This window comes from Streptomyces sp. NPDC043812, from assembly GCF_056436245.1.
In genome coordinates, this window is sequence record NZ_JBWKCY010000005.1 from 154,673 (window position 1) to 180,336 (window position 25,664).

The window sequence follows — 25,664 nt, forward strand, 5'->3', positions numbered from 1 at the left end:
CCCGCCATGCGGTTACTGCCGCTGTGCCGTGCGTCGCGTCATCCATTCGGACGCGTTCCTCCCGCCACCTGTTGCCTCGTTCGGCGTCCCGCATTTGACTCGTTCTTTGCGGACGCCTTGACGGAGGTGGCAGACATGCTCTCGGCCCGAAGTCTTTTCCAGGAGATCATCGACAGCGACGACAGCTACCGGCTGTTCTGCTCCATCGCCGCCAGCGGCGAGACCCAGGGCGGCTGGGAGAACGCGCGGATCGCCGCCCTCGTCCCCGAGAGCATGCGCCACCTCGCCCCGAAGATCACCCGGCACGGCGCGGACGAGGACAAGCACGGCCGGATCTTCAACGCCCTGCTGAAGAAGCGGCAGCTCGAACCCGTGCCCGTCCCGCCCGAGACGGACTACACGAGGCTGCTCGAGCAGAGCGGCATCGGCCTCGCGCACGACAAGCTGCGCCGGGACGAACCCCTGACCGAGGACGACATCGTCGTCTATCTGTCGCACAGCCGTGTCACCGAGCAGCGCGCCGCCGACCAGATGATCATGCTGGTGAAGTACTTCGGCGACCACCCCGAGGTCGGCCGGGCGATCCACATGATCTCCGGCGACGAGGACAACCATCTGGCTTACTGCCACGAGGAGTTGCTCCGTCTCGCCGCCGCCGGCCACGGCCGCACGATCCACCGGGTGCTGCGCGAGAGCGCGCTGAGCGAGATCAGGATCTACCGTGACGTCAGCCTCGCGGTGATGTCCCACATGGGCAGGCTGCTGCAGTGGCCGCGGGCCAAGTCGGCCGCCCTCGCCGCGGGCATCCACGCGATGTACGCGTACGAACGGTTCGGTGGCTGGCACCGCATGGTCTCGCTGAAGATGCCGGAGCGCCGCGGCGCCCTGGACGGGCCGCCCGCCGCCGCCCCCGCGTTCTGATCCGATCCCCGCCGGCGCCTACAGCCAGCCCCGGTGCTTGAACAGCCGGTGCAGTCCGAACACCGCGCCCGCCATCAGCAGCACCACCGCCGGATACGACCACGCCCAGTGCGTCTCCGGCATGTGGTCGAAGTTCATCCCGTAGATCCCCGCGACCATGGTGGGGACAGCGGCCATGGCCGCCCACGCCGAGATCTTGCGCATGTCGTCGTTCTGCCGCACGCCCATCTGCGCGAGATGGGCGGCCAGAATGTCCGACAGCAGCCGGTCCAGGCCGTCCACCTGCTCGTTCGCCCGCGTCAGATGGTCGTTCACGTCCCGGAAGAACGGCTGCGAGTGCTCATGGACGAACGGCACCGACGCCCCCGCGAGCCGTGCCATCGGCGCCGCGAGAGGACCCGCCGCCCGGCGGAACTCCAGTACTTGCCGTTTGAAGGTGTAGATCCGGCTCGCCGGGTTCCTGGCGTCCTTCTTTCCGCCCGGTGCGAAGACCTCGGCCTCCAACTCCTCCAGGTCCACCTGGAGTTCGGCCGCGACGTCGATGTAGTGGTCGACGACCGCGTCGCTGATCGCGTAGAGCACGGCCGTCGGTCCGTGGCGCAGCACCCCCGGCTCGGCCTCCAGCCGCTCGCGTACGGCCCCCAGCGGTGCGCCCTCGCCGTGCCGGACCGTCACCACGAACGAATCCCCTATGAAGACCATGAGTTCACCGGCGCTGACGGTGTCGCTCTTCGGTTCGTACACCACCGGCTTGAGCACCACGAACAGTGAATCGTCGTAGACCTCGAGCTTCGGCCGCTGGTGTGCCTTGAGGGCGTCCTCCACCGCCAGCGGATGCAGTGAGAACTCCTCGGCGACATGGTCGAACTCGGCCGCCGTCGGCTCGTGCAGACCGATCCACAAGAACGCGTCACCGGTGGCCCTCGCCTCCTCCAGGGCATCGGAGAAGTCGGACGGCCCATCGGTGCGGCGTCCGGCACGGTAAATTGCGCAATCTACGATCATCCGAGCATTTCTCCACGTCGGTCGGCCACATAAAGAATGCGGACATCCGCGTCACATTCTCGCCCCTCTGGGGACGATCATGTCCGGTCGCCCGTCGTTGAATCAGGCGGTGGCCGAGTTCCTCACCGCGCTCGACCCACGTCTCCCCGCGGCACAGTGAAGCAGTACCGCGGCCGTCCGAGGCGGTCATCCGGATGGATCTCCCGGCGCGCGCATGACCGGCCCTGTGCAAAGACTCGGTGGCGGAACACAGCCTTCGTTCCTGCCGTGGAGCAGGAACAGAACATGGAGAACGTAATGCGCAAGACACCCAGGCTCGCCGCCGTGATACTCGCAGCCACTGCCATCGTCGGACTCTCGGCTTCGGTTGCCGCGGCCGACGACCGTGAAGTCGTGGTCACCGGCAGCAACTGCACCTTCGCTCAGGGCGACGTCATCGTCCTGCACCAGAACGGCTGCTCTGCGGTCAGCAACTCCGGGAGCGAAGGTGCCGTGACCGTCTCGAACGGTGAGGCGAGGCCTGCGGCCGACGGCAAGAAGAAGGGCAAGGGAGGGGTTTCCGGCCCCGAAGTCCTGGCCGACAAGGACAAGTCGCCCGCCGCCAAGGGCACCAAGGACGTCAAGGGCACCAAGGACGACGAGGACAGTGTGCCCGCCACCCAGGACGACGCGGTTGTCGAACCCGTCAACGGGATCATCGCCCCGGGCTCGGCCGCCGCGGCTGCCTCTGCCTCTGCCGCTGCCTCCGGCGGCGGTTCCGCAGCCGCCGCGTCCTCCGCTGCGGCTGCCTCCGGCGGCGGTTCAGCCGCCGCCTCTGCCTCTGCCTCTGCCGCTGCCTCCGGTCCCGCAGCGCCCCCCAACAACCGCTGAGCGAGCCGCCGCGAGGGCAGGCAGGAGCCCCTTGCCGACTGCGACGTCGGCAGGGGGTTTCGTCACGCCGATGCCGGACCACGACGCGAACGGCACATCCACGATCGCTGCGCGCATCCTTGCCTGCCCGCGCCGCGGGCACGCTCCCGCCCCGCCCGACAGCCCCTTTCCGTAGGCTGGCCCCCATGGCCACGCTGATCCTCGTACGCCACGGACGTTCCACCGCCAACACCGCCGGGGTGCTCGCCGGGTGGATGCCCGGTGTGCACCTCGACGACCGCGGCGCCGCGCAGGCGGCCGCACTGCCGGCCCGGCTCGACGGAGTACCGCTCGCCGCTGTGGTCTCCAGCCCGCTGGAGCGCTGTCGGGAGACCGTGCAGCCACTGCTCGACGCACGGCCCGGGCTGGTCCTGGACACCGACGAGCGGATCGGCGAGTGCCGATACGGCGACTGGTCGGGCCGCAAGCTCGCGGAACTCGCCGACGAGCCGCTGATGGAGGTCGTCCAGCAGCATCCGTCCGCGGCAGCCTTTCCCGGCGGCGAGTCGATGCGCGCCATGCAGGCCCGCGCGGTCGACGCCGTCCGCGACTGGAACGCCCGGATCGAGGAGGCGCACGGGGAGAGCGCCGTGTACGCGATGTGCTCGCACGGGGACATCATCAAGTCCCTGGTGGCCGATGCCCTCGGCATGCACCTCGACCTCTTCCAGCGCATCCACGTCGAGCCGTGTTCCGTGACCGCGATCCGCTACACCCGGACACGCCCGTTCCTGCTGCGGCTGGGCGACACCGGCGACTTCGGCCCGCTCGTGCCCCGCGGCGGAGGGGACGAGGCGCGCACCGAGGAGAAGGGCCGGGCCGTCGTGGGGGGCGGCGCGGGCGCACCGTGATCGATCCGCGCAGTAGGGTGGACGGGCCGAAAACCGAAGTCCCGTGAAAACCTGAAGCCCCGATTCGAAGACCGATCCCAAGGGAGACAGAACGTGTCCCGTCAGGTGTTCCTCTACGACCCGCCGGAGCGTTTCGTTGCCGGCACGGTCGGGTTGCCTGGACGCCGTACGTTCTTCCTGCAGGCTTCCGCCGCAGGGCGCGTCACCAGCGTCGCTCTGGAGAAGACTCAGGTTGCCGCGCTCGCCGAGCGGATCGACGAGCTGCTGGACGAGGTGGTCCGCCGCACCGGGGGCAATGCGCCCGTCCCGGCCATGGTCCCCGCGGACGTCACCGACACCGCGCCGCTCGACAACCCGGTCGAGGAGGAGTTCCGTGTCGGCACGATGGCGCTGGCCTGGGACGGCGAGGAACAGCGCATGATCGTCGAGGCGCAGGCGCTCGTCGAACTCGACGCGGAGTCCGAGGAAGACCTCGCGGAGGCCGAGGAACGGCTGCTGCAGGACGAGGAGAACGGCCCGCCGATGCTGCGTGTCCGGCTGACCGGTGTCCAGGCGAGGGCCTTCGCCAAGCGAGCGCTGGATGTGGTGAACGCCGGCCGGCCGCCGTGCCCGCTGTGCAGTCTGCCGCTCGATCCGGAAGGACACGTATGCCCTCGCCAGAACGGATACCGAAGGGGCGCGTGAGCACCACCGATGTGCTGACGCTGCTGGCGAAGGGCGAGCTGACCGTACGCGGACGGGTCCGCGAGGCGTCGAACGCCGTGCTCTACTGCTCCGTCGCGTACGAGGGCGAGGAGGCCCACTGCGTGTACAAGCCCATCGCGGGCGAGCGCCCGCTGTGGGACTTCCCCGACGGCACACTCGCCCAGCGCGAGGTGGCGGCGTACGAGCTCTCGGAGGCGACCGGCTGGGGTCTCGTGCCGCCGACCGTGCTGCGGGACGGCCCGTACGGCCAGGGCATGGTGCAGCTGTGGATCGAGGCCGACCCGGAGGCGTCGCTGCTGGCGCTCGTCGAGGACGAGGAGCCCGGCGACGGCTGGAAGGCCGTGGGCTTCGCGGACGTCGGGGAAGGGCGCACGGCGCTGCTGGTGCACGCCGACGACGCACGGCTGCGCCGGCTGGCCGTGCTCGACGCGGTGATCAACAACGCGGACCGCAAGGGCGGGCATCTGCTGCCGACGGCCGACGGCGAGCTGTACGCCATCGACCACGGGGTCACCTTCAACACCGAGGACAAACTGCGCACCCTGCTGTGGGGGTGGGCGGGGGAGCCGTTGCCCGCGGAAGCCGCCGAGACGCTGGGGTCCGTGGCCACGGAACTCGCCGACGGATCCCCGCTCGCCACCCGACTGGCCGAATTGCTCACCCCGGCCGAGGTCGCCGCCGTCCGCGCCCGGGTCGCGGCGCTTCTCGGGTCCGGCACCCATCCCGCCCCGTCCGGGGAATGGCCTGCGATTCCCTGGCCTCCCGTGTAGCGCCCGGGCCAGGCACATCGCGCCGCCGATCGCAAGAACGCCCGATCGGCCAAGAGCAGTGATCCGGTTCGTATGCGGAACATGCGTCCGGTTAGGCTCAATGCATGCATGCCTGGCCCGCTTCCGAGGTCCCCGCCCTGCCTGGCAAGGGCCGCGACCTCACGATCCACGACACCGCGACCGGTGGTCCTGTGACCCTCGACCCCGGTCCCGTCGCCCGTATCTACGTCTGCGGCATCACGCCGTACGACGCGACCCACCTGGGTCACGCGGCGACCTACAACGCGTTCGACCTCGTGCAGCGCGTGTGGCTCGACACCAAGCGGCAGGTTCACTACGTCCAGAACGTGACGGACGTGGACGATCCGCTGCTCGAGCGCGCGATCCGCGACGGGCATGACTGGACCGAGCTCGCCGAGCGCGAAACCGCCCTGTTCCGCGAGGACATGACCGCCCTGCGCATGCTCCCGCCGCAGCACTACATCGGTGCTGTGGAGGCGATACCGGGCATCGTCCCGCTCGTCGAGCGGCTGCGGGACGCCGGCGCCGCCTACGAACTCGAAGGCGACGTCTACTTCTCCGTGGAGGCCGACCCGCACTTCGGCGAGGTGTCCCGGCTCGACGCCGAGGCCATGCGGCTGCTGTCCGCGGAGCGCGGCGGCGACCCCGAGCGCCCCGGCAAGAAGAACCCCCTCGACCCGATGCTGTGGATGGCCGCCCGCGAGGGCGAGCCCCGTTGGGACGGCGCGAGCCTCGGCCCCGGCCGGCCCGGCTGGCACATCGAGTGCGTGGCCATCGCCCTCGACCACCTCGGCATGGGCTTCGACGTGCAGGGCGGCGGCTCCGACCTCGTCTTCCCGCACCACGAGATGGGTGCCTCGCACGCGCAGGCGCTGACCGGCGAGTACCCGTTCGCGAAGGCCTATGTCCACGCGGGCATGGTCGCCCTGGACGGCGAGAAGATGTCCAAGTCCAAGGGCAATCTCGTCTTCGTCTCCACGCTCCGCCGCAACGGTGTCGACCCCGCGGCCATCCGGCTCGCCCTGCTCTCGCACCACTACCGCGCCGACTGGGAGTGGACCGACGCGGTGCTTCAGGAGGCCGTGGAGCGTCTCGCCCGCTGGCGCGCGGCCGTCTCCCGGCCCGACGGACCGTCCGCGGACGCGCTGGTCGAGGAGATCCGCGAGGCGCTCGCCGACGACCTCGACGCCCCCGCCGCGCTCGTCGCGGTGGACCGCTGGGCCGCCTCGCAGGAGTCCGCCGGCGGCACGGACGAGGGCGCGCCGGGGCTCGTGTCCCGCGCGGTCGACGCGCTGCTGGGTGTGGCGCTGTAAGGACCGAGGGCGGCCCCGGGGCGTGCACGCCCCGGGGCAGGAGCCTGCCACTCCGCTTGGACGTTCCACCGACGGGTCCCCCCCGGCATGTGATGAGCTGACGGCACAAGCGCCGTAGGGAGGCCTTCGCCTCCAGAGGGCAGCCGTCCAGTCCACCAGTTGCCGGAAGGACGCACCGTGGAACGTTCCTTCGCACGCAGAGAGGTTCTCGGCGCGGCCGCCGCCGTCGGCGCGGCCGGGCTCGTCGGGCCGATGGCCGGTGCGGCCCGAGCCGCCCCCGGCGGGACGTGGCCGACGCGCTTCCCCCTGCCGAACGGGTTCCAGCCCGAGGGCATCGCCATCGGCCGCAGCCCGTACGCCTGGTTCGGCTCGATCGCCAACGGCGATGTGTACCGGGCGAGCCTGGCCACCGGTCGCGGCCGGGTCGCCGTCAGGGGACTGGGCGCGGACCGCTCCGTGATCGGCCTGAAGATCGACCGGCAGGAGCGGCGGCTTTTCCTCTCCGGCGGCTTCAGCCGGGAGATCCGCGTCGCCGATGTGCGCTCCGGCGACCTCGTGCGGAACTTCACGGTCGGTGCGACGGGCTCGATGGTGAACGACGTGGTGCTGACGCCCGGCGCCGCATGGTTCACGGACTCCTTCCACCCTCAGCTCTACCGGCTGGAGTTGGACCGCCAGGGGGAGCCCGGGCGCGAGGTGGCCACCCTGCCGCTGGGCGGCGAGTGGGAGCAGGGCACCGATTTCACGGCCAACGGCATCGCCCGCACACCGGACGGCAGCGCGCTGCTGGTGGTGAACACGGTGGTCGAGGGTGGATCGCTGATGCGGGTCGAGCCGCGCGACGGCACCGCCCGCCGGGTCGATCTCGGCGACCTCGTCGTCCCCAACGGTGACGGTCTGCTGCTCCTCGGCCGTCATCTGTACATCGTCCAGCAGCAGCTGAACCAGGTCGACGTGGTGCGGTTGAACGGCGCGTGCACCCAAGGCGTGCCGATCGCCCGCGTCACCGACCCACGCTTCCGCATCCCGACGACGGCCGCGGCCTGGGGCGACCGGATCTACCTGCCCAACGCCCGCTTCGACGTACCGCCGACGCCGGACACCGAGTACGACGCGGTCGCCGTCGACCGGGTGTGACCGGGACGGCCGGCGGCCGAACGCGGGAGCGGGGTGGTGCCGGCCGGCACCACCCCGCTCCCGTACTGCTCAGTCCTCGGACGAGTCCTCGGAACCGTCGTCCTCCTCGTCACCGCGCGTCTCGGGTCCGGCTCCGGGCTCCGCAGGCGAATCCGGCTCGGACTCCGTGCGGGGCGGCATCGGCGGCCGGGTCCGGCCGCTGGAGGTGTCCCGCAGATAGGTGCTGCCCTCGCCGCCGTCCGTCGCATGTCCGCCGGGGCCGCCGTCGCGACGCCGCAGATACCGCTCGAACTCACGGGCGATGGCCTCGCCCGACGCCTCGGGCAGCTCCGCCGTGTCCCGCGCCTCCTCCAGCGTCTGGACGTACTCGGCCACTTCGCTGTCCTCGGCGGCCAGTTGGTCCACGCCCAGCTGCCATGCACGCGCGTCCTCGGGCAGCTCGCCCAGCGGGATCCGCAGCTCGATCAGGTCCTCGAGACGGTTGAGCAGCGCCAGCGTGGCCTTCGGGTTGGGCGGCTGGGAGACGTAGTGCGGGACCGCGGCCCACAGGCTCACCGCCGGGACCCCGGCGTGTGTGCACGCCTCCTGGAGGATGCCGACGATGCCCGTCGGCCCCTCGTAGCGGGTCTCCTCCAGATCCATCGTCCGCGCCAGCTCCGGGTCGGAGGTGATGCCGCTGACCGGCACGGGCCGAGTGTGCGGGGTGTCGCCGAGCAGTGCGCCCAGGATCACCACCATCTCGACGCCCAGTTCGTGCGCGAACCCCAGGATCTCGTTGCAGAACGAACGCCAGCGCATGGACGGCTCGATGCCCCGGACCAGAACCAGGTCGCGCGGCTTGTCGCCGCCGACGCGGACGACCGAGAGCCGGGTGGTGGGCCAGGTGATCTTCCGTACACCGCCGTCCAGCCACACCGTGGGCCGGTTGACCTGGAAGTCGTAGTAGTCCTCGGCGTCGAGCGCCGCGAACACCTCGCCCTTCCATTCCCGGTCGAGATGCGCGACCGCGGTGGAGGCAGCATCGCCGGCGTCGTTCCAGCCCTCGAACGCGGCCACCATGACCGGGTCGATCAGCTCGGGTACCCCCTCGAGCTCGATCACCCAGGCCTCCTTCCGAAGTTCTCTTCAGTACGGCCTCAACCTTACGGCTTTCCGGGTGCCCCGCCGCAGCCCCCTTGCACGGCCGGGTGAAGTTCGCGGTGCCACCGGCGAGCTGGTCCTTCGGGGGTCCGTGACGACGATTCATCCGAGCTGTGCGCGGAATTTCTGTCCTGACCCTGGACGGTGGCGCGTGAGCGGCGCTATACATCGGATGTCCACGAGAGGTCCGATGTCCGTCTCACCGGGGGTGCGTGCATGAGTCAGACCGTCACGGAGTTCGAGGTCCACGACATCCGCTTCCCCACCTCGGAACAGCTCGACGGATCCGACGCCATGAACCCGGACCCCGACTACTCCGCCGCCTATGTCGTGCTGCGTCTGGACGACGGCGGCGAGGGCCACGGATTCTGCTTCACCATAGGACGGGGAAACGATGTCGTCGCCGCTGCGATCGAAGCATTGCGGCCCTATGTGATCGGGCGCCCCGCGCCCGTCACTCCGGCCGCACTCGCCGCACTGCACACCGACCTCACGCACGACTCCCAACTGCGCTGGCTCGGCCCGGAGAAGGGCGTGATGCACATGGCGGCCGGCGCGGTCGTCAACGCGGCCTGGGACCTCGCCGCCACCCGGGCCAGCCTGCCCGTCTGGGAGTTCCTGTCCTCCATGACCCCCGAGGAACTCGTCGCGCTCGTCGACTTCCGCTATCTGACAGACGTCCTCACCCCCGACGAGGCACTCGCCATCCTGCGCGCCGCGGAGCCGGGCCGCGCCGAGCGCGCCTCGCTCCTGCGCGAACGCGGTTACCCCGCGTACACCACGTCGCCGGGCTGGCTCGGCTACACCGACGAGAAGCTGGTGCGGCTCGCCAAGGAGGCCGTTGCCGACGGGTTCGGGCAGATCAAGCTGAAGGTCGGCGGTGACATCGACGACGACGTCCGGCGGATGAAGCTCGCCAGGGCCGCGGTCGGACCCTCGGTACGCATCGCCGTCGACGCCAACCAGCGCTGGGACGTGGCCGACGCGGTCCGCTGGATGACCGCGCTCGCGCCGTACGAGCCGCACTGGATCGAGGAACCGACCAGCCCCGACGACATACTGGGCCATGCCGCCGTACGGGCCGGACAGCCGGTCAAGGTCGCCACCGGCGAACACGCAGCCAACCGTGTCGTGTTCAAACAACTGCTGCAGGCCGGGGCGGTCGACTTCGTGCAGATCGACGCCGCGCGGGTCGCCGGGGTCAACGAGAACCTCGCCATTCTTCTGCTCGCCGCCAAGTTCGACGTCCCCGTCTGCCCGCATGCGGGTGGGGTAGGGCTGTGCGAACTGGTCCAGCATCTGGCCATGTTCGACTTCGTCGCCGTCTCCGGCAGCTGGGAGGACCGTGTCATCGAATACGTGGACCACCTCCACGAGCACTTCGTGGACCCGGCCGTGATCGCCGACGGACGGTACACCGCACCCCGTGCCCCGGGCTTCTCCGCCCGCATGAAGCCGGCGTCCCTCGCCGCCCACCGTTATCCGCACGGTCCCGTCTGGGGGGCCCGCCGCAGGTGCCTGGAGGTCAACTCATGAGTGCCGCACAGGACTTCGCCGGGATCGGCGCCCTGGTCACCGGGGGAGCGTCCGGCATCGGCGCCGCCGTCGCAGCCCTGCTGCGGCAGCGGGGAGCGCGTGTCGCCGTACTGGACCGGGAGAGTGCGGGAGTTCCCGCGGGCGTCCTCGCGCTCAAGGCCGACGTCACCGACGACGACGCCGTCCGCACGGCCGTCGACGCGGCCGCCGGCGAGTTCGGAGGGCTGCACACCGTCGTGTCCAACGCCGGCGTCGGCGCGATCGGAACCGTCACCGACAACCCGGACGATGAATGGCACCGCGTCCTGGACATCAACGTGACCGGCATGGTCCGCGTCGCCCGCCATGCGCTGCCGCATCTGCGTGCCGCTGCGGCCGAGCGCCCCGGCTGTGTCTCGATCACCCACACGTGCTCCATCGCCGCCACCGCAGGACTGCCGCAGCGCGCCCTCTACAGCGCCAGCAAGGGCGCCGTGCTCTCCCTGACCCTCGCCATGGCCGCCGACCACGTCCGCGAAGGAATCCGCGTCAACTGCGTCAATCCGGGCACCGCCGACACCCCGTGGATCGGCCGCCTGCTCAACAGCGCCGCGGACCCCGCGGCCGAGCGCGCAGCCCTGGAGGCCCGTCAGCCCACCGGCCGGCTGGTGACGGCCGACGAGGTCGCCGCCGCCATCGCCTACCTCGCGAGCCCGGCCGCCGCCGCCATCACCGGCACCGCGCTCGCCGTCGACGGCGGCATGCAGGGCCTGAGACTGCGCCCCGCCCCCTGAGCACCACCGCACGGCCCCACCCCCTCGCCCCACCACCGACGTCACGAAGGACGGGACAATGAGAGTGCGTACGACAAGTGCCGCGGCCTGCGCCGTACTTCTGGCCGTCACAGCCCTCGCGGGCTGCAACCGCGGCACGGACAGCGAGTCCGGCGCCGGCAAGGTGGGCATCGATCTGCCGCGCAGCGACAGCGACTTCTGGAACTCCTACCAGACCTACATAGAGAAGGGCGTCAAGGCCGGCGACGTCGACGCGCTGTCCCTGACCAACTCCCAGAACGACATCGGCAAGCTCGTCTCCAACGTGCAGGTCTTCACCGACCAGGGCGCCAAGGCGGTCGTCATGGCCCCCCAGGACACCGGTGCGATAGCCGAGACCCTGGGCACGCTGGAGGAGAAGGAGATCCCCGTCGTCTCCGTCGACACCCGTCCCGACAAGGGCAATGTCTACATGGTCGTACGCGCCGACAACCGCGCGTACGGCGAGAAGGCATGCAAGTACCTGGGCGAGCAGCTCAAGGGCAAGGGCAAGGTCGTCGAATTCCAGGGCGACCTGGCCTCCATCAACGGACGCGACCGCTCCGAGGCATTCAAGTCCTGCATGGACGAGAACTATCCCGGGATCAAGGTCTTCGAGCTCGCCACCGAGTGGAAGGGCGACGTCGCCTCCGCCAAGCTCCAGTCCACGCTGGCCGCCCACCCTGACATCAACGGCATCTACATGCAGGCGGGCGGTGTCTTCCTCCAGCCCACCCTCGCCCTCCTCGAACAGAAGAAGCTGCTCAAGGCGCCCGGCGAGCCCGGCCACATCACGATCATCTCCAACGACGGCATCCCCGAGGAACTGGACGCGATCCGCGCCGGAAAGATCGACGCCACCGTCTCCCAGCCCGCCGACCTCTATGCCAAGTACGCGCTGTACTGGGCCGACCGGGCACTCCAGGGGAAGACCCCCGAGGAAGGCCCGACCGACCACGACTCCACGATCATCAAGATCCCGAACGGCTACGAGGACCAGCTCCCCGCGCCGCTCGTGACCAAGGAGAACGTCGACGACCCCAAGCTGTGGGCCAACCAGCTGGAGAAGAAGAACTAGCCATGGCGCACCATGCCCCCGCGGCAGCAGTCCAGGCACAGGGCATCGTCAAACGCTTCGGGCCCACCCTCGCGCTCGACGGCGCCCGCCTCACCGTCGCGCCCGGCGAGTCGCACGCCCTCGTCGGCCGCAACGGCGCGGGCAAGTCGACCCTCGTCAGCGTGCTCACCGGCCTGCACCGGCCGGACGCGGGAACGGTCACCTTCAACGGCGAACCCGCGCCCGCCTTCGGCGACACAGCGGCCTGGCAGTCCAAGGTCGCCTGCGTCTACCAGAAGTCGATGGTCGTCCCCGATCTGACCGTCGCCGAGAACCTGTTCCTGGGCCGCTTCGAGGAAGGCCGCCGCTTCATCGGCTGGCGGCGGCTGCGCCGGCGGGCCGCGGAACTGCTCGCCGCCTACGGGGTGAGCGTCGACCCCAACGCCCGGGCGAAGGATCTCGACGTCGAACAGCGCCAGTTCGTCGAGATCGCGCGCGCCTTGTCGTTCGGTGCCCGGCTGATCATCCTCGACGAGCCGACCGCCCAGCTGGACGCCCGCGGCATCCAGCGGCTGTTCGACAAGCTGCGCGAACTGCAGGAACAGGGGGTGGCCTTCCTCTTCATCTCGCACCATCTGCAGGAGGTGTACGAGCTGTGCACCACGGTCACCGTCTACCGCGACGCCCGCCACGTGATCACCGCGCCCGTCGCCGGACTGCCGAAGCACGAGCTGGTCTCCGCGATGACCGGCGACGCCACGAGCAGCGCCTCGGCCTGGCACGCCCCCGTGGGTGAACTCCGCGCGGCCGAGACCGTGCTGCGGACCGAAGGGCTCGCCCTGGAGGGGGAGTTCGAGCCGCTGGACATCGAGGTACGGGCGGGCGAGGTCCTCGGGATCGCCGGTGCCGCGGCAAGCGGCAACACCGCGCTGGGCGAGACGCTGGCCGGGATGCGCAGGGCGACCGCGGGACGGGTGACCGTGCGCGGCATGGCGGTGAAGCCCGGCAGCGTGCCGCACGCGCTGGACGCCGGCATCGGCTACATCCCCGAGGACCGGCACATCCAGGGCCTGGTACCGGACCGCAGTGTCGCCGAGAACGCCACGCTCACGGTCACCGACCAGCTCGGCCCGTACGGGACCGTCCTGCCCTCGCGTACAAGGGAGTTCGCCCAGTCCATGATCACCTCGCTCGACATCAAGACCCAGGGGCCCGCGCAGCCCGTCTCGGGCCTGTCCGGCGGCAACCAGCAGAAGGTCGTCGTCGCTCGCGCGCTGGCGCGCAACCCCAGCGCACTGGTGGCGGTCCGGCCGACCGCGGGCGTGGACGTGAAGTCCAAGGACTCCCTCCTCGGAGTCGTGCGGAAGGTGGCCGGTGAGGGCAGGGCCGCGGTGATCATCTCGGACGAGCTGGACGATCTGCGGGTGTGCGACCGGGTGCTCGCGCTGTTCCACGGGCGGGTGGTCGCGGCCTTCGGCAGCGGCTGGACCGACGGGGAACTGGTCGCGGCCATGGAAGGTGTGGGAGAACAGGGAGCGGAGAAATGACCGGGACCATACGGCCGCTGACGGCCGACGACCTCGGGGCCGCGGCGGGACCGCGCGAGCGGCTCAGGCTCATCCGGTGGAGCGACTTCTCGCTGGTGCCGGTGATCCTCGTGCTGATGGTGATCGGCTTCATCGTCTCGCCGGTCTTCCTCACCTCCAACAACCTCATCAGTGTCGTCCAGCAGTCCTCCGAACTGAGCCTGCTCGTCCTCGGACAGGCGCTGATCCTCATCTGCGGCCGGATGGACCTGTCGCTGGAGTCGACCATCGGCATCGCGCCGGTGATCGCCATGTGGCTGGTCCTGCCGACGGAGGGCGGCCGGTTCGCCGGGCTCGGACTGCTGCCGGTGTGGATGGCCATCCCCACCTGTCTCCTGGTCGGCATGGCGATCGGAGCGGCCAACGGCTTCCTGATGCTGAAGCTGCGCGTCAACGGCTTCATCGCGACGCTCGGCATGCTGACGATGCTGCGGGGCCTCCACATCGGCATCACCGAGGGCAAGTCGATCACCGACGTGCCGGAGTCCTTCCGCTACCTCGGCAAGACGGACTGGTTCGGCGCCCCCGCGGCGGTGTGGATCTGCCTCGCCCTGTTCGCACTGGGCGGCGCGGCGCTGGCGTATCTGCGCCACGGCCGCGCGCTGTACGCGATCGGCGGCAACCCGGAGGCGGCCCGCGCGGCGGGCATCCGCGTGGACCGCATCACCTGGATCGTCCTGGCGATCGGGGGGCTGCTGGCGGCGTTCGCGGGCGTTCTGTACACCGGGCACTACGGATCGGTCGCGGCGACCCAGGGCAACGGCTGGATCTTCCAGGTCTTCGCGGCGGCGGTGATCGGCGGCATCAGCCTGAAGGGCGGCAGGGGAACGCTGTTCGGGGCGCTGACCGGTGTACTGACGCTGCAGCTCGTGGTGAATGTGATGACGCTGGGCGGCGTGCCGGCGCTGTGGAACCAGTTCCTGAACGGAGCGATCATCATCGTGGCCCTGGTGATCTCGCGCTTCGCGAGCGGGGAGAAGCAGGACTGAGGGGGCGGGAGCGGGGGATCTGTCCCGAGCCTGCCCTACGGGGTGGGAGGCGGGGGCTCCGCCCCGGACCTGCCCCTACAAGGTGGGAGCGGGATCCGTCGCGGACCCGTCCCGTGGGGAACCCCCAGGGCCTCAACCTGCCCCGAGCGGGGCTGGATTCTCTGTGCGAAATCCAGCCGGTCCGGGGGCACGCCCGCAGGGCGTAGGGGGGTGAGGCCACTGCGCGAAGCGGGGTACGGGGCGCGGGGCTTGCCCCGGTTCCGGGGTGGGGGTGCCCCCAGACTCGCTCCAGGGGTACCCACGGCCGTCAGGCCGTAGGGGGAGGGCGGGGAGGGGAATCGCTCCGCGCCGCTACAGCGTCGACCGCAGCCACTGCTCCACGCTCGCCACATGCACTGTCGCCCACGACCTCGCCGCCTCCGCGTCGCGGTCCCGCAGTGCCGACAGGATCGCGCGGTGTTCGTGGAGCGTGCGGCTGACCGCGTCCTCCTGGGTCAGGCCGCGCCAGATCCGGGCCCGCGTCGTCGGGCCCGACAGGCCGTCGAGGAGCGAGCACAGTACGGAGTTCCCGGCGGACTGCACGATTCCGCGGTGGAACTCGAGGTCTGCCGCGACCAGTTCCTCCACCGACGGCTGCGGGCCCAGCGCGTCCAGCTGATCGCTCAGCGAGGCCAGTTCGTCCTCGCTGATCCGGGCCGCCGCCATCGCCGTGGCCGCCGGCTCCAGAATGCGCCGCACCGCCAGGAACTCCAGCACCGTGTCGTCCCGGTGGAAGTCGACGACGAAGCTCAGCGCCTCCAGCAGCAGTTGCGGGTCGAGACTCGTCACATAGGTGCCGTCGCCCTGCCGTACGTCGAGGATGCGGATCAGGGAGAGCGCCCGCACCGCCTCGCGCAGCGAGTTGCGCGACAGGCCCAGCTCCGCGGCGAGTTCACTCTCCTTGGGCAGGCGGTCGCCCGGGCGCAGCGCGCCGGAGACGATCATTCCCTTGATCTTCTCGATGGCCTCGTCGGTGACAGCCACAGGCGACCCCTCCAGACATCCGATGTATCGCCCCCATTATGCGGCCCGGAGGCCGCTCGGGACCCCCTTCCGCACGATCGGGGCGATCTCCTCGCCGAACCGGCGAGGAGCGGCCGTCCCCTCCGGCCGTCCCTTCCGGGCGGCGCGGCCCGGCGGTGTCGGGACATGTGTCAGGGGCGGCACCCCCGTGGGCCGCCCCTGACACACGGTGTATCAGCGGTCGCCGAGCATGTCCTCCACCCGACCGCGGATCTCGTCCGTCGCCAGGCCGCGGATGGTCAGCGTCGTACGGCGCCGCAGCACGTCGTCCGCCGTCTCGGCCCATTCGTGGTCGCGCGCGTAGGCGACCTGCGCCCAGATCTCCGGCGCGTCCGGGTGGATGCGCTCGGCCAGTGCCGGGTTCTCGCTCGCCAGCCGGGCTATGTCGAACGACAGCGAGCCGTAGTGGGTGGCGAGGTGGCGGGCCGTGTCCGCCGCCATGCGCGGGCCGGGCGTGCCGCCGTCGACGAGGAGCCGGTGCGCCACCGCGTTCGGGTTGGCGATACCCGGCAGCGGAATCTTCTTCGGCAACTGCGCGATCGGCTCCATGTCCTCCGCGAGCGGCCGGCCGGGCAGGGCGGCCAGCTTGTTCACAACGGTGCGGCCGATGTGACGGAAGGTCGTCCACTTGCCGCCGGCCACCGACAGCATGCCGCCGCGGCCCTCGGTGACGACCGTCTCGCGCTTGGCCTTGGAGGTGTCGCCGGGACCGCCGGGCAGTACCCGCAGGCCCGCGAACGAGTACGTGATCAGATCGCGCGACAGCTGCTGGTCGCGGATCGAGAACGCGGCCTCGTCCAGGATCTGCGCGGTGTCCTGCTCGGTGACCGCGACGTCCGCCGGGTCGCCCTCGAACTCCTCGTCGGTCGTACCGAGCAGCAGCATGTCCTCCCAGGGCAGGGCGAACGTGATGCGGTACTTGTCGATCGGAGTGGCGAGCGCGGCCTTCCAGGGGGAGGTGCGCTTGAGGACGAGGTGCGCGCCCTTGGACAGGCGGATGGACGGAGCCGCGTCCGGGTCCTCCATCTTGCGCAGGTGGTCGACCCAGGGGCCGGTCGCGTTCAGCACCAGACGGGCGTCGACACCGAACTCGGTGCCGTCCGTGCGGTCCTTGAGCTCCGCCCCGGTGACCCGGCCGCGGGTGAAGCGCAGCCCGGTGACCTCGGCGTGGTTGATGACGGTCGCGCCCGACTCGACGGCCGCGCGGACCGTCATCAGCGCCATGCGCGCGTCGTTCATCTGGTCGTCGCCGTAGACCGCGACGGCCTTGAGGTTGTCGGTGCGCAGCTCCGGCACGTCGGCCGCGGCCTTGGCCGGGCTGAGCAGATGGCCGACGCCGTCACCGAAGGCGGAGAGCGCGGAGTAGGCGAACACGCCCGCGCCGAGCTTCGCCGCACCGTGCGGGCCGCCCTTGTAGACGGGCAGGTAGAAGGTGAGCGGGTTCGCCAGGTGCGGCGCCACCTGACGAGAGACCGCACGCCGCTCGAAGTGGTTCTCCGCGACCAGCTTCACCGCGCCGGTCTGCAGGTAGCGCAGACCACCGTGGAGGAGCTTGGACGAGGCGGAGGAGGTGGCGCCGGCGAAGTCGCCGGCGTCCACCAGAGCCACCCGCAGCCCGGACTGCGCGGCGTGCCAGGCGGTGGAGATGCCCAGGATGCCGCCGCCGATCACCAGGAGGTCGTACGTCGCCGTGGAAAGCTGCTCCCGGGTCTCGGCGCGGCTCGCTGCCTTGAAGGAGGACACAGTCGAGCCGGAGGCCGGGCGCGCCCCGGAGGAAGGGACGCTCTGCAGGGTGGTCATTCTTACTCCTCGTCAGTTTTCCTCGTCGTCGAGCCAGCCCATGGTCCGCTCCACGGCCTTGAGCCAGCTCTTGTACTCGCGCTCACGCTTGTCAGCGTCCATGCGGGGGGTCCACTCGGCGGCCCGGCGCCAGTTGGCACGCAGCGCGTCGGTGTCCGGCCAGAAGCCGACGGCCAGGCCGGCGGCATAGGCGGCGCCGAGGCAGGTCGTCTCGGCGACCATCGGGCGCACGACAGGTGCGTCCAGGAAGTCCGAGAGCGTCTGCATCAGCAGGTTGTTGGAGGTCATTCCGCCGTCGACCTTGAGCGCGGTCAGTTCGACGCCGGAGTCCTTCGTCATGGCGTCGGTGATCTCGCGGGTCTGCCAGGCGGTGGCCTCGAGCACGGCGCGCGCGATGTGCGCCTTGGTGACGTACCGGGTCAGACCGGCGATCACACCGCGGGCGTCGGAGCGCCAGTACGGGGCGAACAGACCGGAGAAGGCCGGTACGAAGTACGCGCCGCCGTTGTCCTCGACCGAGGACGCCAGGGTCTCGATCTCGGCGGCGGAGTTGATCAGACCCATCTGGTCGCGCATCCACTGCACCAGCGAACCGGTGACGGCGATCGAGCCCTCGAGGGCGTACACCGCCTTCTGGTCGCCGATGCGGTAACCGACGGTGGTCAGCAGGCCGTTGTACGAGTTCACCGGCTCGTCACCGGTGTTCATCAGCATGAAGGTGCCGGTGCCGTAGGTGGACTTGGCCTCGCCCTTCGCGTAGCAGGTCTGGCCGAACAGGGCCGCCTGCTGGTCGCCGAGCGCGGAGGCGACCGGGATGCCGTCCAGGGCGCCGCCCTTGGCGAGCCCGTACACCTCTGCGGAGGACCGGATCTCCGGCAGGATCGCGGCCGGGACCTCCATGGACTGCAGGATCTTGTCGTCCCACTCCATGGTGTGCAGGTTCATCAGCATGGTGCGCGAGGCGTTGGTGACGTCGGTGACGTGGACGCCGCCGTCGACTCCGCCGGTCAGGTTCCAGATGACCCAGGAGTCCATGGTGCCGAAGAGGATGTCGCCACGCTCGGCCCGCTCGCGCAGACCCTCCACGTTGTCCAGCAGCCAGCGTGCCTTCGGGCCGGCGAAGTAGGAGGCCAGCGGCAGACCCGTCTCACGACGGAAGCGGTCCTGGCCCACGTTGCGGCCGAGCTCCTTGCAGAGCGCGTCGGTGCGGGTGTCCTGCCAGACGATGGCGTTGTGGACGGGCTCGCCGGTGTTCTTGTCCCACAGCAGCGTCGTCTCGCGCTGGTTGGTGATGCCGATCGCCTTGACGTCGGCGGAGGTGATGCCCGCCTTCTCGATGGCGCCGGCCACGACTTCCTGGACGTTGGTCCAGATCTCGGCGGCGTCGTGCTCCACCCAGCCCGGCTTCGGGAAGATCTGCTCGTGCTCCTTCTGGTCGACCGAGACGATCCGGCCGTCCTTGTCGAACACGATGCAGCGGCTGGAGGTGGTGCCCTGGTCGATGGCCGCGATGAACGGTCCGGTGGTGTGTGCGTCGGTCACGGTCTGCTCCTGCTCAGGTCTCTTGGTATACGGCTCGTGCAGCTGATACGGCTCAGGCGAACGCGATGTTGTAGATACCCGCTGCGATGGCAGCACCGATCAGCGGACCGGCGACAGGGATCCAGGCGTAGCTCCAGTCGGAGCCGCCCTTGTTCGGCAGCGGGAGCAGGGCGTGCACGATGCGCGGGCCCAGGTCACGGGCGGGGTTGATGGCGTAACCCGTGGGGCCGCCGAGCGAGAGACCGATGCCGACCACGACGAAGGCGACGATCAGTCCGCCGAGCGGGCCGAGGCCCTTGCCGCTCTCGTTGAGGCCCTGCGTGAGTACCGCCAGGACCAGCACGACCGTGCCGATGATCTCGGTGGCGAGGTTCTGCCAGATGACACGGATCTCGGGACCGGTGGAGAAGACACCGAGAACGGGGCCGGCCTGGCCGGCGTTCTCGTTGTGGGGGCCCTCGATGGCCTTGTCGGCCGGGTCGCCCACTATCTCGCGGTCGGTGAGGTGCGCGTGGAACTGGCCGTAGTAGGCGATCCAGACCAGAGCCGCACCGATCATGGCGCCGATCATCTGACCTGCGATGTAGATCGGGACGTTGCCCCAGTCGTTGTCCTTGATCGCGATGCCGACGGTGACGGCCGGGTTGAGGTGGGCGCCGGACAGCGTGCCCGTCATGTAGACCGCGGTCATGACCGCGAAGCCCCACCCGAAGGTGATGGCCAGCCAGCCGGCGTTCTGCGCCTTCGAGCGCTTGAGCACGACGGCGGCGACGACGCCACCACCGAGCAGGATGAGTACGGCGGTACCGATGATCTCGCCGATGAAGATGTCGGAGTTGGACACCCGCGACTCCTTTGTCCTTCGTCCAGGGGGAAGGCGAACCCCGGGTCCCTCCGGTGGTCCGCGCCCTCAGTGAGGGCGTTTCCGGTCTGGCGTTGTCACACTCTAGCGCTTATTGCCGTTAGTCGTTCGACAATGCCGACCGGTGAACGGCAGTTTTGTACCCTGATAAAGACGCCGTCAAGGGTTGTGTCACCCAAAACCGGATCGTTACCCGATGATGCGCCTCGTAGCTCAGAAACGCCCGGCGCCGAGGTCCCTGGACACGGCGCGTGCGCAGTCCCGCACCGCTGCGACCAGGTCGGAACGCAGTTCTCCGCTGTTGCAGACCCGCTCCACGGCGCCTGTGATGGCAATGGCGCCCACAGGCATGCGGCGCCGGTCGTGGATCGGGGCGGCGACGGCGGCCACGCCCTCCCACGTCTCCTCCACGTCGGCCGCCCACCCCCGCGCGCGCGTGTGGTCGAGGATCGACTCGAACTCCTCGATGTCCGTCACCGTCCTCGGTGTGAACGCCTTCCGGTCGACCTCCAGCGACTCCGTGTGAGCCACCGGGTCGTATGCGGAGAGGACCTTGCCGAGGGCGGTGGAGTGCAGCGGCTGCATGGCCCCCACCTCGAGGACCTGTCGGCTGTCGTCCGGCCGGAAGACGTGGTGCACGATCAGCACGCCGTGCTGGTGCAGTACGCCGAGGTGAACGCTCTCGCCGCTGGAGCGGGCCAGGTCGTCGGTCCAGACCAGCGCGCGGGCGCGGAGCTCGTGGACGTCCAGATAGCTGTTGCCCAGTCGCAGCAGTTCGGCGCCCAGCTGATAGCGGCCGGATGCGGCGTCCTGCTCGACAAAACCCTCCGCCTGCAGGGTGCGCAGGATGCCGTGGGCCGTACCCTTGGCCAGGTCCAGTGACGACGCGATGTCCGACAAGCCCAGCCGGCGTTCTCCGCCCGCGAGCAGCCGCAGCATTGCCGCTGCCCGCTCCAGTGACTGGATGTTCTTCGCCATCGGATCGGCCCTTCTCCAACACGGTTCGACAATGCTGAACACTATCGGTCGATGCCAACCTGGGTCACGGCAGACTGAGTATCGCGTGAGCAAACCCTCGTGATGCAGCCCGCAGACGTCCGGAGACATGCCGGTCGTCCGGCCCGTGGGACACCTCCACGTCGGAGCGGTCCGCACGGCTACTCTGGCTCCGTGCGCCTTCCAGTGGAAGACGCAAAGCCGACAGCCGTCGCACAACAGGGAGCACATCCATGGCCTCGCTGCCGACCCCCTCCGCTGACAGCCGGACCCGTATCGATGCGTTGCGCCAAGCGCTCGCCACCCGGGTGGTGGTGGCGGACGGGGCAATGGGCACGATGTTGCAGGCGCAGGATCCGACGCTCGAGGACTTCCAGGACCTCGAGGGCTGCAACGAAGTCCTGAACGTCACCCGTCCGGACATCGTGCGCTCCGTGCACTCCGCCTACCTCGAGGTCGGCGTCGACTGCGTGGAGACGAACACCTTCGGTGCCAACCACTCCGCCATGGGGGAGTACGACATCCCCGAGCGGGTGTACGAGCTCTCCGAGTCCGGTGCACGGATCGCCCGCGAGGCGGCCGACGAGTTCACTGTCTCCACCGGGCAGCAGCGATGGGTCCTGGGATCCATCGGTCCGGGTACCAAGCTCCCGACGCTGGGGCACGCCCCGTACACCGTGCTCCGGGACGGCTTCCAGCAGAATGCCGAGGGCCTGATCGCTGGCGGCGCGGACGCGCTCATCGTCGAGACGACGCAGGACCTGCTGCAGACCAAGGCCGCGATCCTGGGTGCCCACCGCGCCATGGAGGCCACCGGGGCCGACCTTCCGCTGCTGGTCTCGCTGGCCTTCGAGACGACCGGCACCATGCTGCTGGGCTCCGAGATCGGCGCCGCACTCACCGCGCTCGAGCCGCTCGGCGTCGACATGATCGGCCTGAACTGCTCCACCGGCCCGGCGGAGATGAGCGAGCACCTGCGCTACCTCACCCGCCACTCCCGCATCCCCCTGCTCTGTATGCCGAACGCCGGCCTGCCGGTGCTCACCAAGGACGGGGCGCACTTCCCGCTCGGTCCGGAAGGGCTGGCCGACGCCCAGGAGCAGTTCGTGACCGACTACGGCCTCTCCCTGGTGGGTGGCTGCTGCGGTACGACGCCGGAGCACCTGCGCCAGCTGGTGGAGCGGGTTCGGGGTGCGCAGCCGTCGGCGCGTGACCCGCGTCCGGAGCCCGGTGCCGCCTCGCTCTACGCCCACGTTCCGTTCCGCCAGGACACCGCCTACATGGCGATCGGTGAGCGGACGAACGCGAACGGGTCGAAGAAGTTCCGTGAGGCGATGCTGGAGGCCCGCTGGGACGACTGTGTCGAGCTGGCCCGGGACCAGATCCGCGAGGGCGCGCACATGCTCGACCTGTGTGTCGACTACGTCGGCCGGGACGGTGTGGCGGACATGGAGGAGCTGGCCGGCCGGTTCGCGACCGCGTCGACGCTGCCGATCGTGCTGGACTCGACCGAGGTCGATGTGATCCGGGCCGGTCTGGAGAAGCTCGGCGGGCGTGCCGTCATCAACTCCGTCAACTACGAGGACGGGGACGGGCCCGAGTCCCGGTTCGCGAAGGTCACCCGGTTGGCGCAGGAACACGGCGCTGCTCTGATCGCGCTGACGATCGACGAGGAGGGCCAGGCCCGGTCGGCTGAGCACAAGGTGGCCATCGCCGAGCGGCTCATCGACGATCTGACGGGCAATTGGGGCATCCACGAGTCGGACATCCTCATCGACACGCTCACGTTCACCATCTGCACCGGCCAGGAGGAGTCCCGCAAGGACGGCATCAACACGATCGAGGCCATCCGGGAGCTGAAGAAGCGTCACCCGGAAGTGCAGACCACGCTCGGTCTGTCGAACATCAGCTTCGGGTTGAACCCGGCCGCGCGGATCCTGCTCAACTCCGTCTTCCTCGACGAGTGCGTGAAGGCCGGCCTGGACTCGGCGATCGTCCACGCGTCCAAGATCCTTCCCATCGCGCGGTTCGACGAGGAGCAGGTCACCACCGCCCTGGACCTCATCTACGACCGGCGCAGTGAGGGCTACGACCCGCTGCAGAAGCTGATGGAGCTCTTCGAGGGCGTCAACACGAAGTCGCTGAAGGCCGGCAGGGCGGAGGAGCTGCTCGCGCTGCCGCTGGAGGAACGCCTGCAGCGCCGCATCATCGACGGCGAGAAGAACGGCCTGGAGGCCGATCTCGACGAAGCGCTCCAGGACCGTCCGGCCCTCGACATCGTCAACGACACGCTGCTGGAGGGCATGAAGGTCGTCGGTGAGCTGTTCGGCTCCGGCCAGATGCAGCTGCCGTTCGTGCTGCAGTCCGCCGAGGTGATGAAGAACGCGGTCGCCCACCTCGAGCCGCACATGGAGAAGTCCGACGCGGAGGGCAAGGGCACCATCGTGCTCGCCACCGTCCGCGGTGATGTGCACGACATCGGCAAGAACCTGGTCGACATCATCCTGTCGAACAACGGCTACAACGTCGTCAACCTCGGCATCAAGCAGCCCGTCTCCGCGATCCTCGACGCTGCGCAGGAGCACCGGGCCGACGTGATCGGCATGTCCGGTCTGCTGGTCAAGTCCACGGTGATCATGAAGGAGAACCTGGAGGAGCTCAACCAGCGCAAGATGGCGGCCGACTACCCCGTCATCCTCGGCGGCGCCGCCCTCACCCGTGCCTACGTCGAGCAGGACCTCCACGAGATCTACGAGGGCGAGGTCCGCTACGCCCGCGACGCGTTCGAGGGCCTGCGCCTTATGGACGCCCTCATCGGCGTCAAGCGCGGTGTTCCCGGCGCCGTGCTCCCCGAACTCAAGCAGCGCAGGGTCAGGGCCGCCACGACGGTCGTCGAGGAGCGCCCCGAGGAAGGCACGGCACGCTCCGACGTCGCGACCGACAACCCTGTGCCGGAGCCTCCGTTCTGGGGCACCCGGGTGGTCAAGGGCATCCAGCTCAAGGAGTACGCCTCCTGGCTGGACGAAGGCGCCCTGTTCAAGGGCCAGTGGGGGCTGAAGCAGTCCCGCGCCGGTGACGGTCCCTCCTACGAGGAGCTGGTGGAGTCGGAGGGCCGGCCGCGGCTGCGTGGCTGGCTGGACCAGCTGCACACGCAGAACATGCTGGAGGCAGCCGTCGTCTACGGCTACTTCCCCTGCGTCTCCAAGGGCGACGATCTGATCCTGCTGAACGAGGACGGCTCGGAGCGGACCCGGTTCTCGTTCCCGCGTCAGCGCCGCGGCCGCCGTCTGTGCCTGGCGGACTTCTTCCGGCCGGAGGAGTCCGGTGAGACCGACGTCGTCGGCCTCCAGGTCGTCACCGTCGGATCGAGGATCGGCGAGGCCACCGCCAAGCTCTTCGAGGCCGACTCCTACCGTGATTACCTCGAACTCCACGGACTGTCCGTCCAGTTGGCCGAGGCGCTCGCCGAGTACTGGCACGCCCGCGTCCGCTCCGAGCTCGGCTTCGGCGGCGAGGACCCCGCGGACGTGGAGGACATGTTCGCGCTGAAGTACCGGGGCGCACGGTTCTCGCTCGGTTACGGAGCGTGCCCGGATCTGGAGGACCGCGCCAAGATCGCGGAGCTGCTCGAACCCGAGCGGATCGGCGTCCAGCTGTCCGAGGAGTTCCAGCTGCACCCCGAGCAGTCCACGGATGCGATCGTCATCCACCACCCCGAGGCGAAGTATTTCAACGCACGTTGATCGGACGAGTCGTACACTGGTCGGTCCAGTGAGCAGGCCGGTCACCTGTCCCCGCGGAAAAGCCGCAGGAAGGGTGACCGGCCTTCTCGTCCCTCATGGAGGTGTGCCAATGACCAGCACGGTCCCCGCGTCCCTGACCCGTCCGGCCGATGGCGCCGCACTGCAGGCCGTCTTCCTCGACATGGACGGCACCCTGGTCGACACCGAGGGCTTCTGGTGGGACGCCGAGGTGGAGGTCTTCGCCGACCTCGGACACCGGCTGGACGAGGGATGGCGGGACGTCGTGGTCGGCGGCCCGATGACGCGCAGCGCGGGCTACCTCATCGAGGCCACGGGCGCGGACATCACCCTCGCCGAACTGACCGTGCTGCTGAACGACAAGTTCGAGGACCGTATCGGCCGCGGGGTGCCGCTGATGCCGGGAGCGGAGCGCCTGCTGGCCGAGCTCGCCGCGCACAACGTGCCCACGGCGCTGGTCTCCGCCTCGCACCGCCGCATCATCGACCGCATCCTCGCCTCGCTCGGCCCGCACCGCTTCGCGCTGTCCGTCGCGGGCGACGAGGTGCCCCGGACCAAACCGCACCCCGACCCCTACCTCCTCGCCGCCCGCGGTCTGGGCGCCGAGCCGGCGCGATGCGCTGTCGTCGAGGACACGGCGACGGGCGTGGCGGCTGCGGAGGCCGCGGGCTGCCGGGTCGTGGCCGTGCCGTCCGTGGCGCCGATCCAGCCCGCGGCGGGCCGAATCGTCGTTCAGTCCCTCGAAGAAGTCGACCTTGTTTTTCTGCGCACTCTGATCACTGCACCGCACTGATACGTGTACTGTCCGTGTTTCTCGAATGCGCGGAAAACTCAGGGCATCCGTTCATGCATTTTCCGTGACGGCACGGATTACTCGTCGGTAATCGATAATCCGTGCCACCGCGTGACG

General features: G+C 69.8%; 21 protein-coding genes. 14 read left to right on the plus strand and 7 right to left on the minus strand.

Annotation, left to right across the window (positions count from 1 at the left end):
• Positions 1-135 precede the first annotated feature (135 nt).
• Positions 136-921, plus strand: coding sequence for a ferritin-like domain-containing protein (locus AC067Z_RS09835; protein WP_478788963.1), 786 nt, complete (start codon positions 136-138; stop codon positions 919-921).
• An 18-nt stretch (positions 922-939) separates the two neighbouring features.
• On the opposite strand, the gene AC067Z_RS09840 is transcribed toward AC067Z_RS09835, so the two are convergent.
• A complete protein-coding gene (locus AC067Z_RS09840; RefSeq protein ID WP_478788964.1) occupies positions 940-1,926 on the minus strand; it encodes a magnesium and cobalt transport protein CorA in 987 nt (328 codons plus the stop codon).
• Positions 1,927-2,223: 297 nt separating this feature from the next.
• On the opposite strand from AC067Z_RS09840, the gene AC067Z_RS09845 reads away from it, so the two are divergent.
• The 6 genes from AC067Z_RS09845 to AC067Z_RS09870 all read left to right on the plus strand — a co-directional run bounded on the left by AC067Z_RS09845 (position 2,224) and on the right by AC067Z_RS09870 (position 7,632).
• A complete protein-coding gene (locus AC067Z_RS09845; RefSeq protein ID WP_478788965.1) occupies positions 2,224-2,796 on the plus strand; it encodes a hypothetical protein in 573 nt (190 codons plus the stop codon).
• 185 nt (positions 2,797-2,981) lie between these two features.
• On the plus strand, positions 2,982-3,686 hold the full coding sequence (locus AC067Z_RS09850; RefSeq protein ID WP_478788966.1) for a histidine phosphatase family protein: 705 nt from the start codon (positions 2,982-2,984) through the stop codon (positions 3,684-3,686).
• Positions 3,687-3,779: 93 nt separating this feature from the next.
• A complete protein-coding gene (locus AC067Z_RS09855) occupies positions 3,780-4,370 on the plus strand; it encodes a DUF3090 domain-containing protein (RefSeq protein ID WP_478788967.1) in 591 nt (196 codons plus the stop codon).
• Positions 4,334-5,161, plus strand: a complete 828-nt coding sequence (locus AC067Z_RS09860) for an SCO1664 family protein (protein ID WP_478788968.1) — start codon at positions 4,334-4,336, stop codon at positions 5,159-5,161. Before AC067Z_RS09855 ends, AC067Z_RS09860 begins: the two co-directional genes overlap by 37 nt.
• 104 nt (positions 5,162-5,265) lie before the next feature.
• Positions 5,266-6,495: a cysteine--1-D-myo-inosityl 2-amino-2-deoxy-alpha-D-glucopyranoside ligase gene (mshC, locus tag AC067Z_RS09865; protein ID WP_478788969.1), complete on the plus strand. Its 1,230-nt coding sequence runs from the start codon at positions 5,266-5,268 to the stop codon at positions 6,493-6,495.
• Between the two features lie 177 nt (positions 6,496-6,672).
• Positions 6,673-7,632 (plus strand): SMP-30/gluconolactonase/LRE family protein, encoded by a 960-nt coding sequence (locus AC067Z_RS09870; RefSeq protein WP_478788970.1) that lies wholly within the window; start codon positions 6,673-6,675, stop codon positions 7,630-7,632.
• Positions 7,633-7,701: 69 nt separating this feature from the next.
• On the opposite strand, the gene AC067Z_RS09875 is transcribed toward AC067Z_RS09870, so the two are convergent.
• Complete coding sequence (locus tag AC067Z_RS09875) at positions 7,702-8,733, minus strand: PAC2 family protein (protein ID WP_478788971.1); 1,032 nt, start codon at positions 8,731-8,733, stop codon at positions 7,702-7,704.
• A gap of 255 nt (positions 8,734-8,988) precedes the next feature.
• On the opposite strand from AC067Z_RS09875, the gene AC067Z_RS09880 reads away from it, so the two are divergent.
• The 5 genes from AC067Z_RS09880 to AC067Z_RS09900 are packed head-to-tail and all read left to right on the plus strand — an operon-like array spanning position 8,989 to position 14,731.
• Positions 8,989-10,308, plus strand: a complete 1,320-nt coding sequence (locus AC067Z_RS09880; RefSeq protein ID WP_478788972.1) for an enolase C-terminal domain-like protein — start codon at positions 8,989-8,991, stop codon at positions 10,306-10,308.
• Positions 10,305-11,081, plus strand: coding sequence for an SDR family NAD(P)-dependent oxidoreductase (locus AC067Z_RS09885; RefSeq protein ID WP_478788973.1), 777 nt, complete (start codon positions 10,305-10,307; stop codon positions 11,079-11,081). The genes AC067Z_RS09880 and AC067Z_RS09885 overlap by 4 nt, the downstream gene beginning before the upstream one ends.
• A gap of 58 nt (positions 11,082-11,139) precedes the next feature.
• Positions 11,140-12,177, plus strand: a complete 1,038-nt coding sequence (locus AC067Z_RS09890) for a sugar ABC transporter substrate-binding protein (protein WP_478788974.1) — start codon at positions 11,140-11,142, stop codon at positions 12,175-12,177.
• Between the two features lie 2 nt (positions 12,178-12,179).
• Positions 12,180-13,703, plus strand: coding sequence for a sugar ABC transporter ATP-binding protein (locus AC067Z_RS09895; RefSeq protein WP_478788975.1), 1,524 nt, complete (start codon positions 12,180-12,182; stop codon positions 13,701-13,703).
• On the plus strand, positions 13,700-14,731 hold the full coding sequence (locus tag AC067Z_RS09900) for an ABC transporter permease (RefSeq protein WP_478788976.1): 1,032 nt from the start codon (positions 13,700-13,702) through the stop codon (positions 14,729-14,731). The genes AC067Z_RS09895 and AC067Z_RS09900 overlap by 4 nt, the downstream gene beginning before the upstream one ends.
• 351 nt (positions 14,732-15,082) lie before the next feature.
• Here the strand turns inward: AC067Z_RS09900 and AC067Z_RS09905 are convergent, their stop codons facing one another.
• The 5 genes from AC067Z_RS09905 to AC067Z_RS09925 all read right to left on the minus strand — a co-directional run bounded on the left by AC067Z_RS09905 (position 15,083) and on the right by AC067Z_RS09925 (position 20,975).
• Positions 15,083-15,754, minus strand: a complete 672-nt coding sequence (locus AC067Z_RS09905) for a FadR/GntR family transcriptional regulator (RefSeq protein WP_478788977.1) — start codon at positions 15,752-15,754, stop codon at positions 15,083-15,085.
• 213 nt (positions 15,755-15,967) lie between these two features.
• Positions 15,968-17,593 carry a glycerol-3-phosphate dehydrogenase/oxidase gene (locus AC067Z_RS09910; protein WP_478788978.1) on the minus strand — a complete coding sequence of 542 codons (1,626 nt, stop codon included), beginning with the start codon at positions 17,591-17,593 and terminating at the stop codon, positions 15,968-15,970.
• A gap of 12 nt (positions 17,594-17,605) precedes the next feature.
• Positions 17,606-19,135, minus strand: coding sequence for a glycerol kinase GlpK (glpK, locus tag AC067Z_RS09915; protein WP_478788979.1), 1,530 nt, complete (start codon positions 19,133-19,135; stop codon positions 17,606-17,608).
• A 52-nt stretch (positions 19,136-19,187) separates the two neighbouring features.
• Positions 19,188-19,979, minus strand: a complete 792-nt coding sequence (locus tag AC067Z_RS09920) for an MIP/aquaporin family protein (protein ID WP_478788980.1) — start codon at positions 19,977-19,979, stop codon at positions 19,188-19,190.
• A gap of 231 nt (positions 19,980-20,210) precedes the next feature.
• The gene (locus AC067Z_RS09925) at positions 20,211-20,975 is read right to left on the minus strand and encodes an IclR family transcriptional regulator (RefSeq protein WP_478788981.1); all 765 of its coding nucleotides are present in this window, start codon (positions 20,973-20,975) and stop codon (positions 20,211-20,213) included.
• Between the two features lie 251 nt (positions 20,976-21,226).
• On the opposite strand from AC067Z_RS09925, the gene metH reads away from it, so the two are divergent.
• Positions 21,227-24,736 carry a methionine synthase gene (metH, locus tag AC067Z_RS09930; RefSeq protein ID WP_478788982.1) on the plus strand — a complete coding sequence of 1,170 codons (3,510 nt, stop codon included), beginning with the start codon at positions 21,227-21,229 and terminating at the stop codon, positions 24,734-24,736.
• A gap of 109 nt (positions 24,737-24,845) precedes the next feature.
• On the plus strand, positions 24,846-25,547 hold the full coding sequence (locus AC067Z_RS09935) for an HAD family hydrolase (RefSeq protein WP_478788983.1): 702 nt from the start codon (positions 24,846-24,848) through the stop codon (positions 25,545-25,547).
• The last annotated feature ends 117 nt before the right edge of the window (positions 25,548-25,664 follow it).